The sequence below is a fragment of the Chryseobacterium sp. 22458 genome, from assembly GCF_052044975.1.
In the GTDB taxonomy this organism is placed as follows: domain Bacteria; phylum Bacteroidota; class Bacteroidia; order Flavobacteriales; family Weeksellaceae; genus Chryseobacterium.
Genome location: NZ_JBQEOA010000004.1, coordinates 54162 through 71220, shown reverse-complemented (window position 1 = coordinate 71220; position 17059 = coordinate 54162). Strand labels below are relative to the sequence as shown.

Annotated in this window: 18 protein-coding genes; 10 read left to right on the top strand and 8 right to left on the bottom strand. The window is 37.3% G+C overall.

All coding sequences use genetic code 11. The annotated features are described in order from the left end of the window. Positions 1–48: 48 nt before the first annotated feature. From ACTJJF_RS14665 to ACTJJF_RS14655, 3 genes are all read right to left on the bottom strand, one after another. On the bottom strand, positions 49–822 hold the full coding sequence (locus ACTJJF_RS14665; protein ID WP_047099017.1) for a ParA family protein: 774 nt from the start codon (positions 820–822) through the stop codon (positions 49–51). Positions 823–987: 165 nt separating this feature from the next. Continuing rightward, positions 988–1827: an energy transducer TonB gene (locus ACTJJF_RS14660; RefSeq protein WP_440700119.1), complete on the bottom strand. Its 840-nt coding sequence runs from the start codon at positions 1825–1827 to the stop codon at positions 988–990. A 550-nt stretch (positions 1828–2377) separates the two neighbouring features. Next, a complete protein-coding gene (locus ACTJJF_RS14655) occupies positions 2378–3664 on the bottom strand; it encodes an adenylosuccinate synthase (RefSeq protein ID WP_440700118.1) in 1287 nt (428 codons plus the stop codon). 220 nt (positions 3665–3884) lie between these two features. Here ACTJJF_RS14655 and ACTJJF_RS14650 point away from each other — a divergent pair, with 220 nt between their 5' ends. From ACTJJF_RS14650 to ACTJJF_RS14630, 5 genes are all read left to right on the top strand, one after another. Next, entirely contained in the window at positions 3885–4808 is a 924-nt protein-coding gene (locus ACTJJF_RS14650; RefSeq protein ID WP_440700117.1) for an alpha/beta fold hydrolase, read from the top strand. 78 nt (positions 4809–4886) lie between these two features. Continuing rightward, positions 4887–5438, top strand: a complete 552-nt coding sequence (locus ACTJJF_RS14645; protein ID WP_440700116.1) for an AAA family ATPase — start codon at positions 4887–4889, stop codon at positions 5436–5438. A 64-nt stretch (positions 5439–5502) separates the two neighbouring features. Beyond that, positions 5503–6183, top strand: a complete 681-nt coding sequence (locus ACTJJF_RS14640; protein WP_440700115.1) for a helix-turn-helix transcriptional regulator — start codon at positions 5503–5505, stop codon at positions 6181–6183. A 236-nt stretch (positions 6184–6419) separates the two neighbouring features. Beyond that, positions 6420–6683, top strand: coding sequence for a zinc ribbon domain-containing protein (locus tag ACTJJF_RS14635; RefSeq protein WP_440700114.1), 264 nt, complete (start codon positions 6420–6422; stop codon positions 6681–6683). 11 nt (positions 6684–6694) lie between these two features. Further along, complete coding sequence (locus tag ACTJJF_RS14630) at positions 6695–7213, top strand: HEAT repeat domain-containing protein (RefSeq protein WP_440700113.1); 519 nt, start codon at positions 6695–6697, stop codon at positions 7211–7213. Between the two features lie 103 nt (positions 7214–7316). Here ACTJJF_RS14630 and ACTJJF_RS14625 read toward each other — a convergent pair whose 3' ends face one another. Continuing rightward, on the bottom strand, positions 7317–8906 hold the full coding sequence (locus ACTJJF_RS14625) for an ABC-F family ATP-binding cassette domain-containing protein (RefSeq protein ID WP_440700112.1): 1590 nt from the start codon (positions 8904–8906) through the stop codon (positions 7317–7319). Between the two features lie 194 nt (positions 8907–9100). Here ACTJJF_RS14625 and ACTJJF_RS14620 point away from each other — a divergent pair, with 194 nt between their 5' ends. The 5 genes from ACTJJF_RS14620 to ACTJJF_RS14600 all read left to right on the top strand — a co-directional run bounded on the left by ACTJJF_RS14620 (position 9101) and on the right by ACTJJF_RS14600 (position 13529). Then, the gene (locus ACTJJF_RS14620) at positions 9101–9655 is read left to right on the top strand and encodes a phosphoribosyltransferase (RefSeq protein ID WP_065396889.1); all 555 of its coding nucleotides are present in this window, start codon (positions 9101–9103) and stop codon (positions 9653–9655) included. A gap of 154 nt (positions 9656–9809) precedes the next feature. Then, entirely contained in the window at positions 9810–10388 is a 579-nt protein-coding gene (locus ACTJJF_RS14615; RefSeq protein ID WP_312298135.1) for an adenylate kinase, read from the top strand. A 63-nt stretch (positions 10389–10451) separates the two neighbouring features. Then, complete coding sequence (obgE, locus tag ACTJJF_RS14610; RefSeq protein ID WP_312298137.1) at positions 10452–11435, top strand: GTPase ObgE; 984 nt, start codon at positions 10452–10454, stop codon at positions 11433–11435. Positions 11436–11573: 138 nt separating this feature from the next. Continuing rightward, entirely contained in the window at positions 11574–12062 is a 489-nt protein-coding gene (locus ACTJJF_RS14605) for a DUF6438 domain-containing protein (protein ID WP_440700111.1), read from the top strand. A gap of 156 nt (positions 12063–12218) precedes the next feature. Then, positions 12219–13529, top strand: coding sequence for a DEAD/DEAH box helicase (locus ACTJJF_RS14600; RefSeq protein WP_312298141.1), 1311 nt, complete (start codon positions 12219–12221; stop codon positions 13527–13529). Positions 13530–13587: 58 nt separating this feature from the next. Here the strand turns inward: ACTJJF_RS14600 and ACTJJF_RS14595 are convergent, their stop codons facing one another. The 4 genes from ACTJJF_RS14595 to ACTJJF_RS14580 are packed head-to-tail and all read right to left on the bottom strand — an operon-like array spanning position 13588 to position 16991. Beyond that, on the bottom strand, positions 13588–14742 hold the full coding sequence (locus ACTJJF_RS14595; RefSeq protein WP_312298143.1) for a hypothetical protein: 1155 nt from the start codon (positions 14740–14742) through the stop codon (positions 13588–13590). Between the two features lie 3 nt (positions 14743–14745). Beyond that, positions 14746–15513 carry a TatD family hydrolase gene (locus tag ACTJJF_RS14590; protein ID WP_312298144.1) on the bottom strand — a complete coding sequence of 256 codons (768 nt, stop codon included), beginning with the start codon at positions 15511–15513 and terminating at the stop codon, positions 14746–14748. Positions 15514–15518: 5 nt separating this feature from the next. Then, a complete protein-coding gene (locus tag ACTJJF_RS14585; RefSeq protein ID WP_312298146.1) occupies positions 15519–16040 on the bottom strand; it encodes a DUF4269 domain-containing protein in 522 nt (173 codons plus the stop codon). Further along, complete coding sequence (locus ACTJJF_RS14580) at positions 16041–16991, bottom strand: GSCFA domain-containing protein (RefSeq protein ID WP_312298147.1); 951 nt, start codon at positions 16989–16991, stop codon at positions 16041–16043. Positions 16992–17059: the final 68 nt, after the last annotated feature.

Below are 17059 nucleotides of genomic sequence, written 5' to 3'. Positions count from 1 at the left end.
TTGATAAGTGATGAACCGGCATTCACTTATTGGCCATTTATTATTAATTTAATTCTTTACTAAATTTTCATTCTTCAAAAGAACTTCTTCAGCTAACTGAATGTACTGAACAGCCCCTTTACTTTCTGCATCATAGTTCAGGATACTTTCTCCAAAACTAGGTGCTTCACTCAATCTTACGTTTCTGCTGATAATGGTTTCAAAAACCATCTCAGGGAAGTGCAGATTCACTTCTTCCACAACTTGGTTAGACAGTCTTAATCTGCTGTCATACATCGTCAGAAGAAGCCCTTCTATTCCAAGGTCTTTGTTATGAATCTTCTGAACATTTTTAACGGTATTCAGAAGTTTTCCCAGTCCTTCCAGTGCAAAGTACTCGCACTGAATCGGGATGATGACAGAGTCTGCCGCTGTAAGGGCATTTACGGTAATAAGACCTAAACTTGGTGCACAGTCGATAATGATATAATCATAATCATCTCTTACACTGGCTAATGCTTTTTTCAGCATATATTCACGGTCTTCCTTGTCTACCAATTCGATTTCTGCAGCTACCAGGTCAATATGTGACGGGATAATATCCAGGTTCGGAGTTGCCGTTCTCTTGATACAAAGTCTTGTATCTGCACTATGCTCCAATAGATTATATGTAGAGTACTGAACATCTTCAACGCCCAGTCCTGATGTAGCATTTGCCTGGGGATCAGCGTCAATGATTAATATTCTTTTTTCCAATACTCCTAATGCTGCTGCCAGATTTACAGCGGTAGTCGTTTTTCCGACTCCTCCTTTCTGATTAGCAATACCTATGATTTTTGCCATTATTCGAACTTTAAGTTTCAAAAATACACTTTTTTCTTTGCTCCCGGTGAAGGGGGAAAATCAAAATTGAGTTAAAATATTGTTAATAAGCAATTTAACGATAAAAAAAATTATCCACAAAAAAAAATCTTTGTGGATAACTATTAAAAATTGTTTTCAGAGCAATTAATCAAACTTCATAGAGATCGGAAATTTGAAATAACTTCTTACGAATTCTCCTTTTTTGTTTTTGGCAGGAATCCATTTCCCTTTGTTTGAGATTGATTTAATTGTTCTCATTGCCTCATTATTAAAATCGGCATTGGTTCCATTAGCTTTTACCCCTGAGATCGTACCATCCATTTCTACAATAAAAGTCACTGTAGTTTTCACCAGCTCTTCGGATTCAAATCCTGAACCGTCAAAGTTGTTCATTACTTTATTTCTGAAAGACTCTATTCCTCCTACGAAATTAGCTTCAGAACCTAATTCGCCGGATTCTACAATTTTATTTTTATCTACAGGTGGATCATATTTTACAGCAGGTGGCCCATCTCCTCCAATGACACGGGGAACAATCGGAATATAGCTGTCAACTTTTGCATCTTCACCTTTTGACGTTTGTGTACTTGCTACAGCATTTGTTTTATCCTCTACTTCTTTTTTTTCATTGGTAACAATAGCTTTCGGCTCCGGTACAGTATTATCATATGTTTTTACAGCTGGCGCCGGGGTTGCCGGTTTTACAATCTGTGCAGGTGGATCTTTAGGCTTTTCTACTTCCTGAATTTCTACTACTCTTGGAAGTTCATAAATTGGCCCTGCAGGTGTTTCAGCAGGTTTAAAAGCTGAGATCACAAACGGTGTAATTGACACAGCTGCCATTAAGCTGACTCCTACAAAAAGTGCTTTGGTTAATATTCTTTCTGATTCGTTTCTTAATACATAAGCTCCATATTCTTTGTTACGGTGCTCAAAAAGAACTTCGTTGAAGCGAAATTCCTGGTTTTGATTCTGTTGTTTCATCACTACTACTATTTAAACTGTTAAAAAAGCGATTATTAGTTTGTTAGTTCTTATCGATAAGCAATGATTCAATATCAAAAGATCTGCCAGAATTTTATCAAAACAACATAATATTAGAAAAATTTATGATAAAGTTGAAAATTTAACATTTTGAAATTTAAAATCTTTCTTTAAAACCCAGATTATTTTTCAGAAAAATACAATAGCAAAACATTAATAATCATGAGAATTACGAAACTGATCTTTGCTTTTTGGCATAACATCGGACAAGATTTTTTGAACGCCAGGATCGCAGAGTTTTTTTTAAATAAACATTGAATTCGTTCGCAAAGGCATTTCACTCAGCAATTTCCTGCAAATATAAATTTTTCATTAAGGTGGAAGGTAAGAGGATAAGACTATTAAGATAAAGCTTTATTAAAAACTTCTGGTTCTCCTTATTACTCTTCGCTTTTCTTAATGGTTATAGGTTGCAAATAATCCGTAAAAGGTAAAAATAAAAGAGGCCTTCACCACTGAAAGCCTCTTTCTATTTTATGATCTGAGAATCTTAGAATAATTCTTTTCTGATAATGTTCTGACTTCTCTCAGGACCTACAGAAACCAAATATACATTGATTCCTAAATATTTCTCGATAAATTCGATGTATTTCTGAGCATTGTCCGGAAGTTCATCATAGCTTCTTGCTTTTGTGATATCTTCCTCCCAACCTGGTAAATCCTGGTAAATTGGCTCGTAGTTGTATAATTTTTCTGTTGACGAAGTGAAATAATCGATAATTTTTCCGTCTTCAGTTTTATAATGGGTAACGATTTTAAGGTTTTCAATTCCTGTAAGAACGTCAAGCTTAGTGATGACAAGATTGTTGATTCCGTTGATCATACAAGCGTGCTTTAAAGAAACCAGGTCTAACCAGCCTGTTCTTCTCGGTCTTCCTGTAGTTGCTCCGAATTCACCACCAATCTGTCTGATTTTCTCACCCAATTCATTATCAAGCTCAGATGGGAAAGGTCCGTTTCCTACTCTGGTACAGTATGCTTTTGCCACACCGATCAGGTTCTGAAGTGATGTTGGCGGAACACCTGCTCCTGAACAAACACCTCCTGTAGACGGAGAAGAAGAAGTTACGTACGGATAAGTACCGAAGTCGATATCAAGCATCAACGCCTGAGCTCCTTCGAACAATACATTCTTTCCTTCCTGAATGGCTTCGTTTAATTCCAGCTCTGTATCAACAATTCTGTGCTGAAGCTGTTTTCCAATTTCAAGGAATTCGTTGTAGATCTCTTCAACATCTGAAACCGGCTTTCCGTAATATTTTTCAAAAAGAGAGTTTTTAACTTTTAAGTTTTTCTCGATTTTGTCTCTTAAAATCTCAGGATTTAAAAGGTCTACCATTCTGATCCCGACTCTTGCAATTTTATCTTCATAACAAGGTCCGATTCCTTTTTTGGTAGTTCCGATCTGAGTTCCTCCGTGTTCCTCTTCACGGTAAGTATCCAAAAGGATGTGGTAAGGCATGATTACATGCGCTCTTCTGCTGATAAAGATATGATCTGTTCTCAAGCCTTTGCTCTCGATCTGATTTACTTCTTTAATGAAAGACTTAGGGTTTACCACTACTCCGTTCGCAATGATACATTTCCCTTTGCATTGAAGAACTCCTGAAGGAAGAAGGTGTAGAACGAATTTCTCATCACCCACATAAACCGTGTGACCAGCGTTGTCTCCACCCTGGAAACGCACTACATAGTCCGATTTTGCTGATAAAACATCCGTGATTTTTCCTTTGCCTTCATCTCCGTACTGAAGACCTACAACTACATAAGTTGACATATTTTACATTTGTTTTTAGATTCGTGCAAAATTACTTTTAAAAAATTGGGTGAGCAAATTTGAAGGGAATTTTATTTTTGGATGGGGTGGAAATCATGATTTTAAATTGATCAATATATTAAGGTCTATTATAATTATATTTGATGTAAAAGATAAAATACAAATGCTAAATTTTTCAATGCATTCTATTAAGTAACTTTGGTCTTCTAAAAAAATAAATATGTCTTCAAAATCATCATACCTTTCCTCTAACCTCAACAATGATTCAAAGCTTTTCTATACCCTGTTCTCCCCGGAAACAGCCAAAGCCACCCTACTCATCGTTCATGGCATGCAGGAACACAGCGGCAAATATTCAGAAATTGCAGAATATTTTGCAAACCATGGGATTGCTGTGTTGACGTATGATCATCTGGGGCACGGGAAATCGGTAAAAAATAAAGATGAAATTGGCTTCTTCCAGCTTAAGAAACCGGATGAAAGACTTGTTTCAGATGCAGAAATGATGGCAGATTATCTTACTGAGCAGTATCCCGGTATTCCGCATTTTATTCTGGGACATTCTATGGGATCTTTTGTTACCCGTTGTCTTCTTCAAAAAGCAAGCAGTAAATTTTCCGGAGCGATCATTACAGGAACCGGAGGACCGTTGGCAGGAATTGATGTATTGAGAGGCTATTTGTCATTGGCTACAGCTATTGCTCCTCGTCATCGTACTTTTTTAAATTCTGTCTTTACAAGTGTTAATAACAAACATTTTAAAAAAGATAAAGACTTTAGTGATACCAGCTGGCTGAGCGTGAATCCGGAAAACAGAAAAGCTTTTGAGCAGGATGAACTTTGCGGAATTCCGTTTACCCATAATGCATTTTATACTTTGTTCAGCATCTATAAAAAGGCTACGTCAAGAAATTGGGCAGCTTCCATTTCTCTATCTTTTCCTTTGCTATTTGTGAGCGGTCAGAATGATCCGATTGGTGATTTTGGAAAAGGAGTCATGCATACAGTTAACAATTTAAAGACTGATGGTTTCCAGAATGTCGAAGTAAAGCTTTATCCGGAAATGCGTCACGAGATTTTGAATGAAGAAATACGGGAAGAAGTGCTGAATGGAATTTATACCTGGATTCTGAAGTACTCTTAGTCATATTACTTACGTCTGAGGGAATTTTTATATGCTCTCGCAGATTTTGCAGATTTCGCAGATTTAAAAACAGAAGTCATGAGAATACATATTTTTGGGGCATCCGGTTCCGGGGTGACTACATTGGGGAAAGCATTGTCTGAACAACTCAATATTGAATATTTCGATAGTGATGATTTTTTCTGGCTTAAAACTAAAGTTCCATTTACAGAAAAGCAGAATCCTGAAATCAGGAATACAACTGTTTCGGATATTCTTCATACGACCGATAACTGGATTTTCGGAGGATCAATGATTCATTGGGGTGAAAATATTTTTCCGCCGTTTGATCTCGTTATTTTTATTTATCTGTCGCCTGAAATAAGAATGGAAAGGCTGAGAAAAAGAGAATTCGAAAGATATGGTGAAGAAATCATCACCAATCCGCAAAGAGCTGGCAAATTTGAAGAATTCCTGGAGTGGGCAAAAGATTATGACCATGATACAGGTATTTCCAACAGAACCTTAAATGCCCATCGTGAATGGCTTTCAGGAATAGATGTTCCGTTACTTGAAATTTCAGGAGATTATCCGGTTTCAGATAAGATAAATATCATTTTGGAGAGGATAAACAGGATCATTTATAGTTGAATAACGAACCAACTTTTAATCATTCGTAATAATTTTATACTTTTGGTCTTCATGTCTTAAAATAATGAACAGAATCGACAGGCTGATATCCGTACTCACCACTCTACAATCCAAAAAGTTTGTAACGGCAGATTATATTGCTGAAAAATATGAGATCAGCATCAGAACCGTGTACAGAGATATTAAGGCTTTGGGTGAAATCGGGGTTCCTATTGATTATGAACCACAGAAGGGCTATACTGTTTTACAGGGATTCTTTCTGCCACCTGTTCTCCTGACAAGCGACGAAGCTAATGCGCTGATCATGATTTCCAGACTTTCGGAACGCTATACGGATAAAACCATTCAGAAAAATGTTTCCAATGCGATTGATAAAATAAAATCGGTTTTACGATACAGTGAAAAGGAAAAAGCAGAAATGCTTCAGGAAAAGATTGGAATCTATATTTCCCCGGAAACGGATCACAGTAAAGATTACCTTACCGTTATCCAGAATGCTATTGTTGGCAAGCATATTTTAAAAATCAATTATCTTAACAACCTGCAGGAAGCCAGTGAAAGGGAAATTGAACCTATCGGCATGAGCTTTTATACCAACCAATGGCATCTGATCGCCTGGTGCTGGAAAAGAAATGAATACCGGGATTTTAAGGTATTGCAGATCCAGGATTTGAGGAATACAACCCAGCCATTTAGGAAAACGATACATTTTACATTGGAGGAGTATATTAATTCTTTATTGTAAGAGCATGGAAGCTGGAAGAGGGATGCTGGAAGTTTATTGCGGACAGATTACTTCTAAAAAATCATTCCAATTACTGGAGTAAAATAAAATTAACAGACTATAAACTTATCTCCCGACCTCCATAACTTCACTCTTCCAACCTCAAGCTCCCCAACTTTATTTCTTTTTTCCAAAAACAGACTGACATAAGGTTGACAGTCGCCCCCTATACCTTTGTCAAAAAAATATAATATAACATGGACAAAGTGTACAAAAAATGCCAGAGCTGTAGTATGCCTCTGAAAAAATCTCCTAACAGAAGCGGTACCAATAGTGACGGTACCATCAGCACAAAATATTGCGGATATTGCTATGAAAAAGGACAATTCACCCAACCGGACATCACCGCAAAAGAAATGCAGGATTTTGTAAAGCATAAGATGAAAGATATGGGCTTCCCCGCATTTCTTGCCGGTTTATTTTCGAAGGGAATTCCTAAATTAGAGCGCTGGAAACATTAAAAACAAAGACCATGACGATAGAAGAACTTTTTAAAGACAAGGCTACAAAGGCAAAGGAAAAAACAGAGATCATCAGCCAATGGATTCTGGATACTTCCTTACCCATTGATGAACTCATTGCTTTTGCTGAGAAATCAAAAGATCCGGTAAAAGGAACCTGTATTGAAGCAATGGAATATGCTACGAAACAGAACCCCAATCTTGCAGACGAAACCGTACTCACATTTGTCACCCAGACTCTTACTGAAAAGGCTCCCAGAATAAAATGGGAAAGCGCTAAGGTCATAGGAAACATTGCCCGATTATTTCCTGACCAGCTGGAAGATGCCATTACAAAACTGATCGCCAATACAGAACATGAAGGAACTGTAGTACGCTGGAGCGCTGCATTTGCATTGGGTGAAATTTTGAAATTGAAAACAAAATACAATACTACCTTACTTCCGGCTCTTGAAAACATTAGTGAAAAAGAGGAAAAAAACAGTATCAAAAAAATCTATCTTGATGCCATCAGGAAAACGAAGAAATAATATTTTTAATGGTAGAAGAGACTGTCTCACTTTTGAGACAGTCTCTTTCTATTGAATTTTCTTCACCGTAAAAAATCTCACAAAGAGTCATATTATACGATATTTATCCTAATATCATCTCTTTGTCTATATCAATTTCCTCAAGAAAAACCTCATCATGTGAAATCACCAGCAAAGTACCGTGATAATCCCTGATGGAATTGGTGAGGATTTCTACGTTTTGAAGATCCAGATTATTGGTTGGTTCGTCAAGAATAATCATATCAGGAGCTTTGTTGCTGATGGAAAGTCCGCACAGCAGAAGACGCAGCCGCTCTCCCCCACTCAGGATATCACAGTTTTTGTCCCAGGTTTCTTTTCCGAATAAAAATCTTGACAGCAATGTTTTCACTTCAGATTCCTGCAATGCATTGTCATTGAACTGTTGGGCAAAATCATAAACCGTCACATTCTTACCAATCAGAGAATATTCCTGATCAATATAGATGGTTTGAAAATCCGATCTTGAGATCTCACCTGCGGAAGGTTCTAAATCTCCCAGCAATAAATTGATCAGCGTGGTTTTCCCTGAACCGTTGGGACCTTTAACAGAGATTCTGTCGCCACTCCTGATTTCAAAATTCAGGTTTTCTTTCCAAAGATTTTTTTCGGAATATTTATAATTAATTTCTCCCGCAGAGATCAAAATTTTCCCGGAATGCAGATTTGAATCATTAAAATTGACCTTCATCTGATCAGCATTTCTCACTGATGAACGTAAATCCCGTAAATCGCCGGAAATATCATTGATTTTCTCTGCATGCACAGACTTCAGTTTTGAAGAATTTTTCTCTGCATTATTCCGCAGCGTATTCATCATAATTCTTGCCACGCCTGATTTTTCCTGCTTTCCTTTGCCTCTTGCATCCAGTTTTTGTTTCCGTTCCAATGTTTCACGCTCTTTTTCTTTAGCTTTTTTCAGGGCCCTTTCTTTAGAATGGATATCATTTTGCAGCGCTTCATTTTCAATTTCTTTTTGTCCGGCATAGAAGTCATAATTTCCGCCATAGGTGGTAATTCCCTGATTGCTCAGTTCAAAAATCGTGTCAACAAGATTTAATAATGTTCTGTCATGGCTTACAATAACAACCGTTGCATCCGTTTTGCTGATAAGTTCATACAGTAATTGTCTTCCTTCAAGATCCAGATGGTTCGTTGGTTCATCCAGTATGATGATATCAGGCCGGTTGATCTGGATTCCTGCAAGAAAAACTTTGGTCTTCTGTCCCCCGCTTAATGCATCCAGCTTTTGAGTCAGGCCAAAATCTGACAGACCCCAATACTGTAAAGCAGCCTGGGAACGCTCTTCGATATCCCAGTCATCGTTCAGTGTTTCAAAATACCTTTCATCCACCTCGCCGTTGGTAATTTTTTGAAGGGCATTCAGCTTATGATCAATTTTCAGAGATTCAGCAATCGTAAGATGATTAAAATTACCAAACATCTGGGGAACATAGAAAACTTCCCCCTGTATGTTTATATTTCCATTTAATGGTTGTATTTCGTCAGCGATTAATTTCAGCAGGGTAGATTTTCCCATACCGTTGTTTCCCACCAAAGCTGATTTAGTGTGGGATGGTATCGTTAAATGAATATGATTGAATAGAAGATCTCCTCCCGGAAACCCAAAGGATATATTATGTAGTAAAATCATGATTTCTTTCTTAAAATGGTTAAACAGCGGTTACTCATGGGTTACCGTTTTATGGATTCTGAAAGAAATTATATCCTACATGTCTGTATTTATGGGTTTTGAAAGAACAAAGATAGTATAAATCCTGTATTAAACGCAAAAAGATTTTATTCAAAAATCAAAAATCCGTAACTTTGCCTCCTACTAAAAATTTTATGGAAAGCATTAAAGTTCACGACAAAACTTTCGTTCCTTATTTAAAGGATGCCGAAATTCAGGAAATTGTAAAAGAGACAGCGTTAAGAATTTATGAAGATTACAAGGACGAAGTTCCTGTGTTCATTGGGGTTTTAAATGGGGTTATCATGTTCTTCTCAGATCTTTTAAAGTATTACCCGGGCGAGTGCGAAATTGCCTTCATTCAAATGAGTTCTTATGTAGGAACTGAATCTACAGGAATTGTTTATCAGAAAATGGAACTTACCAAAGATGTAAAGGACCGTCACATTATTCTTGTAGAAGATATCGTAGATACAGGAAACACGGTTGAAAGTCTTTTCAAATACTTCAAAGAAACACAGCGTCCTAAATCTGTAAAACTGGCAAGTTTCTTATTGAAACCTGAGATCTATAAGAAAGATTTCAAGCTGGACTATATTGGAAAGGAAATTCCTAACAAATTTGTACTTGGATATGGGCTGGATTATGATGAGCTGGGAAGAAACCTACCAAATTTATATCAATTAGCAGACGGACAAATCAACCATTAATATGGCTATTAGCTTCTAGCTTCTGGCTATTAGCTTTTAAAATAAATTTCTAAAAAAGTAATTATTAACTAAACAAAGCTAAAAGCAAAAAAGCAAACCGCTAAACACCGGAGACGGAAGCAAAAATGCCAATTGCAGGAAGCGAATAAAAATTATGATAAACATTGTTCTGTTCGGCCCTCCAGGAAGTGGAAAAGGAACGCAAGCTCAGAATCTGATCGAAAAATTCAATTTAAAACAGGTGTCAACAGGTGATCTTTTCAGATACAACATGAAAAATGATACTGACCTTGGAAAATTGGCTAAATCTTATATCGATAAGGGAGAATTGGTTCCGGATCAGGTAACAACAGATATGCTGATTGATGAGATCAGAAAACCTACGGATACCAATGGCTTCATTTTTGACGGATATCCAAGAACAACTGCTCAGACAGAAGCTCTTGAAAAAATCGTTAAAGAAGAACTGAATGACGAGATTGATATCTGCCTTTCTCTGGTTGTAGAGGACAAAATTTTAGTTGAAAGACTTCTTAAAAGAGGAGAAACCAGCGGAAGATCTGACGACAGCAATGTAGAGATCATTGAAAACAGAATTAAAGAATATTATGCTAAAACAGCAGAAGTAGCCGAACTTTATAAGCAGCAGGGAAAATATGTGGAGGTAAACGGTGTAGGAGAAATTGATGAAATTTCCCAGAAACTTTTCGCTGAAGTAGAGAAAATTAAATAATCGGGGTCCGGGATACGGGATCATATTTTCGTCCCGTAGCTCGCAACTCGTAACAAATACTATATGTCTAACTTTGTAGATTACGTAAAAATCCATTGTAAAAGCGGACACGGAGGTGCTGGTTCTGCCCACCTTCGCCGTGAAAAGTATATTCCTAAAGGGGGTCCCGATGGTGGCGACGGAGGTCGCGGCGGACACGTCATTATGAGAGGAAATGCTCAGGAATGGACTTTACTTCCGCTTCGATATACCCGCCATATAAAAGCAGAGCGTGGTGAAAACGGAGCAAAAAACCAGCTTACCGGTGCAGACGGTTCAGATATTTATATTGACGTTCCCATCGGAACTATCGCTAAAAATGAGGACGGAGAAATTATCGGCGAGATCCTTGAAGACAAACAGGAAATCATCCTGATGGAAGGTGGAAAAGGTGGAAAAGGAAACGAACACTTCAAATCTTCCACCAATCAGACTCCAAGGTATGCACAACCTGGAATGGATGGCCAGGAAGGGTATGTAGTCTTCGAACTTAAAATTTTGGCTGATGTAGGACTCGTTGGTTTCCCTAACGCCGGAAAATCTACGCTTCTGGCTTCTGTTTCTGCAGCAAAACCCAAAATTGCCAACTATGCCTTCACTACTTTGACACCTAACCTTGGGATCGTGGATTACAGGAATTACAAATCTTTTGTAATGGCTGATATCCCGGGAATCATTGAAGGAGCGGCGGAAGGAAAAGGTTTGGGACACAGATTCCTTAGACATATTGAAAGAAACTCTATCCTGTTATTTTTAATTCCGGCTGATTCTGAAGATCACTATCAGGAGTTTAAAATTCTGGAAAATGAACTGAAGGAGTACAATCCTGAGCTTCTGGATAAAGATTTCATTGTTTCTGTTTCAAAAGCCGATCTTCTGGATGATGAACTGAAAAAAGAAATTGCTGCCGAATTCCCTGAAAACAAGCAACCGCTTTTCTTCTCAGGGGTTACAGGAGAAGGACTGACAGAACTGAAAGATGCTATCTGGAAGCAATTACACGGATAAAAGCAACTTTAAATCAGATAAAAAATACTATAAAGAGGAGCAATATTGCTTCTCTTTGTTTTTCCCCTTATCATCTGTAATCAACCTTCGGTTTATGAGTTGGAACAATTATTGAAAGATTCCTTCAAAATATACGTTATGAAATATCTGCTAGGCCTTTGTGCATTTATATTGTTATTCTCCTGTAATTCTCAGAAGGTCAATTCCAAATATTCTAAAATTGAATATGAGGCCACTCCATGCTTTGGATTCTGCCCGGTTTTTAAAATGACGATCAATCCGGATAGAACGGCAGTTTTTGAAGCAGAACATTTTAACTTCAGCGACAAACCTTCGAAGGATGAATTCTCCAAGCCCCGTGAAGGAACTTTTAAGGGAACAATCAAAGAAGAAGATTATAACAAACTGATCAGTCTATTGGATAATCTGAATGTAAAGAGCCTGAATGATAAATATGGTAAACACAATATTACAGATCTTCCGACTTCTTATTTAAGAATCAATTTTGCGGACGGTACTGTAAAGAATGTGGAAGATTATGGAAAACAAGGTACTGAAAAGCTTTCAGAGGTGTATGCATTTTTTGAGAATCTGAGAAAGAATCAGCAATGGACTAAGGTAAACTAAGCTGTATAAAGATTTAAATACAAAGGACAGGTAAAATCAGAACAACAGGGGTCTTATCAACAGGATATAAATTCTTAAAAATATTTAAGCTACCTTTGCAAAACGTAATTCTTTCAAACAGAGGGAATTTTTATTTAAAATTTTAAAATAATTCATTTGAATTTTACAGACTTAAACTTAATAGAACCTATTGCAAAGGCAATCCAGGAGCAGGGATACACGACTCCCACTCCTATTCAGGAAAGATCTATTCCTGAAATCTTAGAAGGCAGAGACTTTTTAGGTTGTGCCCAAACCGGAACAGGGAAAACGGCTGCTTTTTCTATCCCAATCTTACAGAACTTATCCAAAAATAAAATCCCCAACCGTCATATAAAAGCATTAATCCTCACTCCTACAAGGGAGCTGGCGATTCAGATTGAAGAAAATATTAATGCTTACGGTAAATATCTCCCGTTGAAACAACTTGTTATTTTCGGAGGGGTAAAACAGGGAAACCAAGAAGCTGCTTTGAAAAAAGGGGTTGATATTCTGGTAGCCACACCGGGAAGACTTCTTGATTTTATTGCCCAGGGAATTATCAGTCTGAAGAACCTTGAGATCTTTGTACTTGATGAAGCAGACAGAATGCTTGATATGGGATTTGTACATGATGTGAAAAGAATCATTAAGCTCTTGCCTCAGAAAAGACAGACTTTATTTTTCTCAGCAACAATGCCCGGTGAAATCCAGAAGCTGGCCAATTCTATCCTGGATAATCCGGTAAAAGTAGAAGTAACACCGGTTTCTTCTACCGCAGATACGATTAAACAATCCGTATACTTTGTAGAAAGAGAAAATAAGCTGAATCTGCTATCCCATATTCTGAAAAACGATATTGCAGACTCAGTACTGGTATTCTCAAGAACAAAACACGGGGCTGATAAAATTGCCAGAAAGCTTCAAAAAGATAATATTTCAGCTGAGGCTATTCACGGTAATAAATCTCAGAATGCAAGACAGAATGCCCTGAATAACTTCAAATCAGGAAAAACAAGGATTCTGGTGGCTACAGATATTGCAGCAAGAGGAATTGATATTGATGAATTGAAATTCGTGATCAATTTTGAATTATCCGATGTTTCCGAAACCTATGTACACCGTATCGGAAGAACAGGAAGAGCGGGAGCTGAAGGTACATCAATCTCTTTTGTAGACGGACTGGATCTTTTAAACCTAAAAAACACGGAAAAACTAATCGGTAAGAAGATTCCCGTGATCAAGAATCATCCGTTCCATACTGATGACCTGGTAGCACAGAAAAGAGATTCCAATAATAAGCCTGTTCCTGCAGGAGGTGCTGAGAAACCAAAAGCATCCAATGGGAATGGTTCAAGGTCAAATAACAACCGTAAAAAGCCATCCTCACCTACTGCCTCAGTGGGATATAAGAAGCCTAAGAACAAGAATTTTACAAGGAAAAAATAAAAGAAAAAGTTTCTCAGTATTGGGAAACTTTTTTTGTTATATGATCTTTAATTTCTTTTCAGTTTTCATTCAAGCTATTTCGAACTGTAAAACAATATCCGATGATAGAGAAAGGTAGACAGGCTGCCAGATAAGTTGTAGAAAAGAAGTTATTCTGATAGGAAATGTCTAAGGTGAGATACTGTTCGCCCACAAAAAACAGCATAATTAAAAAGGTAATATAGGCTGAAAAGTAAAATACGGTCTGAATTTTTTTAACATAGAATGCTGCGATGATTGCCAACACCACGAAGAACAGCATTACAAATTTATTGCTTTGTCCCTGAAGGGTTAAAGGATTGTAATGCAAAAGATGGTCAATACTTTTTGCGGGCAAAAGTACAGTTGCCAGTAATACCGTTACTATGAATAAAAAGCTTACCCCAAACTTTATTTTCTTTTCCCATGAAGTGACTATAAAAGGCTGAAGGAGGAAAATAATCAAAGGAATTACCACCACACTTCTTGTAAGACACAGAAGCCCTGTGCACAGTCCCAATAAGACAGGTTTCTGAAAGTAATCATGTTTGAATCTGCTGCTCCAGAACAGGATAAACGCCGTAACAATAATAAACGATGAAATAAAATCGCTTTTGCAAACCACCTCATAGATATAAGCAAGGGATATTCCCAACATGAGTATGGCTTTAAACCTGATCAGGTTATTCTTAAATTCAACCAAAACAGTGTATGAAAACAGGAGAAAAGCTGCTACCTGAAGATACCCTACATTACCCAAAAAGTAAAATATGCCGGATAATGCCAACTGCCCCGGAAGGTAAGAAGATAAATTGCCCATAAAATTAGGCGTATCATAAATATATTTCCCTTTAAACCAGTATTCTAATGAAAATTCCAACGTCTGCCACCTGTCTATATTCATTTTGTACGGATCTTTCATGACATGACATAAACCGATATAAGCTATACTGATAAAGGCGATAAGGATATAAACCAGTTTTCCGGTCCATATTTTCTTAAACTGAGGCCATTTTTCCAGGGAAAACAGGAATGTATTTGCCACAAAGAAAACTGCAGCCAAAATACTGAGGGGCACAAAAGACTGCCTGATCCCATACTTTGTAAGGAACAAAAGATTCACTATAAAATAAACCGCAAACAATAAACTACCATTTAACCGGTTATTTTTTACGGGTTCCAGCAATCTGTTCATTGATTATTCTGCTTTAAAAAGATTCCTGGCATTCCCGGTTGTAATACGGTCTATTTCAGAAAAGTCTTTACCGTAGATATCTACCAGTTTTCCGGCTACCAGGTCAAGGTATGAACTTTCGTTTCTTTTCCCTCTGTGCGGTACGGGTGCCAGATAAGGGGAGTCTGTTTCCAAAACAATTTTATCTAAAGGAATTTCGTTCAGAAACTGATCGATTTTCCCGTTTTTAAAGGTCACTACTCCACCGATCCCTAAAATGAAATTAAGGTCGATAGCATGCTGTGCCTGATCAAGATTTCCGGAAAAGCAGTGGAAAATCCCTCTCAATTTAGGATGCTTCTTTCTTTCCAGGACGTCAAACGTTTCATCAAAGCTTTCTCTTGTATGAATAACGATCGGAAGGTCTTTTTCTATCGCCCAGTCAATTTGCTGTTCAAACGCTTTCACCTGAATATCTAAGGTCGTTTTATCCCAGTACAGATCAATACCTATCTCTCCTATTGCGGGAAAATGTCTCTGGTCAAGGTAATTTTTAACGATCTCCAGTTCTTTTTCCCACGACTCTGGTTTTACATAACAAGGATGCAGCCCCATCATGGAAAAAATCTGTCCCGGGTATTCAGCTTCCAGTTGCAGCATTTTTTTATGCGATTCGGAGTCAATTGCAGGAAGGTAAAATTCATTAATTCCTTTATCTAAAGCTCTCTGAATGGCTTCTTTTCTGTCTTCATCAAATTCTTCTGCGTATAAATGGGTATGTGTATCAATCATTTTTCTTAGTATTTTAACAGATCTTCATAAGGATTTTCAAGCCCAAGCAATATTCCGAAAGCCGGCTCGGTTTTTATTCCCTGTTTTTTTAGTTCTATTATTTTTTGTTTAAATTCTTCTCCTTCTTCCTGTAATATTTTGTATTCAGCAATCATATGGAGGTAAGCGTTTTGCTGTTTTGTAGGTTTATTCTGTCCGAAAATTTCAATAGGAAATCCTTCCAGCATAAAATTTAATGTGATGCATTTTTCACCGTTTACGATAGGATGTTCAACGTCTACATCGTGAGGAATAAATCTGCTGAACATTAAATCATCCAGAAAGTCTTCTTCAAATCTTAAATCAACCTCAAAAATAATATCCAGATCACTTCCATCAATGTCAATTTCAATAGGAATGGTTCCTGCTAAAATGGGTGAATATTCCTTTAATTTTTCAAAAATCTGATGTTTTGCAAGAACTTTATACGCCCTTTTCTGTCTTTCATTCCCGTTTTTCAGATAGTCAATTCTGGTAAAATCAAGCATTTAAAATATTTTATGTTTTACCTTTTTACGCTGAATTTCAATTCTTTGATCTAATTTCTCCCTGAATTCTATAAACTTCGGGTCTTTTTTATCACTGGTCTTATGTTCCAAAGCTTTGATGATCTTAAAGTTTTCTTTGATAAAATTTTGAGTTTCGCCAGAAAAATAAGCGTTTCCAAATTTGTCAAAAATATAATTAACTGCCTGCGTACTTGGATGAATCATATCTTCTTTATAAAACCGGTAATCCCGAAGATCATCCATCAGAATCTCATAGACAGGAAGATAGTGGCAGTCTTCAAACATTGAAATTGATTCGTGAATCGCTGTAATCAGTTTGGATTTACTCAGCTGATTCTCTATCATCCCGTCTTTGGTATGCCTTACAGGAGAGACTGTAAACAGAATCTGCACTCCTTCTTTACAGATATCTTTAAGTTCCAGAATCGTGTTATAAATAGAGCCCGTGAGCTCCTGATGAGAAAGCAGTCTTTTCTCGAAAAACTTCTGTGGAATTTTGTGACAGTTGGCCACCAGCTTTTTCTTCGGAAGAAATTCATAGATGAATGAAGATCCGTAGGTGATAATAATCCAGTCTGCTTCCTGAAGAAAGGCATTTCCTTCTTCAATTGATTTGTTGATCTTATCTAAAGTCTGATGAATATAACGGGTATCAAAGCCTGTATGATGGTCCAAAGAGATATATTCCTCATTGTAGGTGATAAGCTCTTCTTCCTGATAGAATGCAGAATCGTGAAGCCTTTGTACCGCATTATTGATTGAAAAGGGATTAAAGATAGTCCCAAAAGGATTGCTGAGGGTCTGAAGCTGTCCGTTTTCAAGCAAATCGGTCATCTCAGAGGCAAAACAGGAGCCTATTGAAAATATTTTATCTTCAATCTCTATCTTCTTTTCTGATGCGGGGATGTCAACTTCGGTTCTGAATTTCATTGTACAGGGATTCGGTTACAGGAAAACAGGTTGCAGATAAATCATTATTACCTGCAACCTGCATTCTG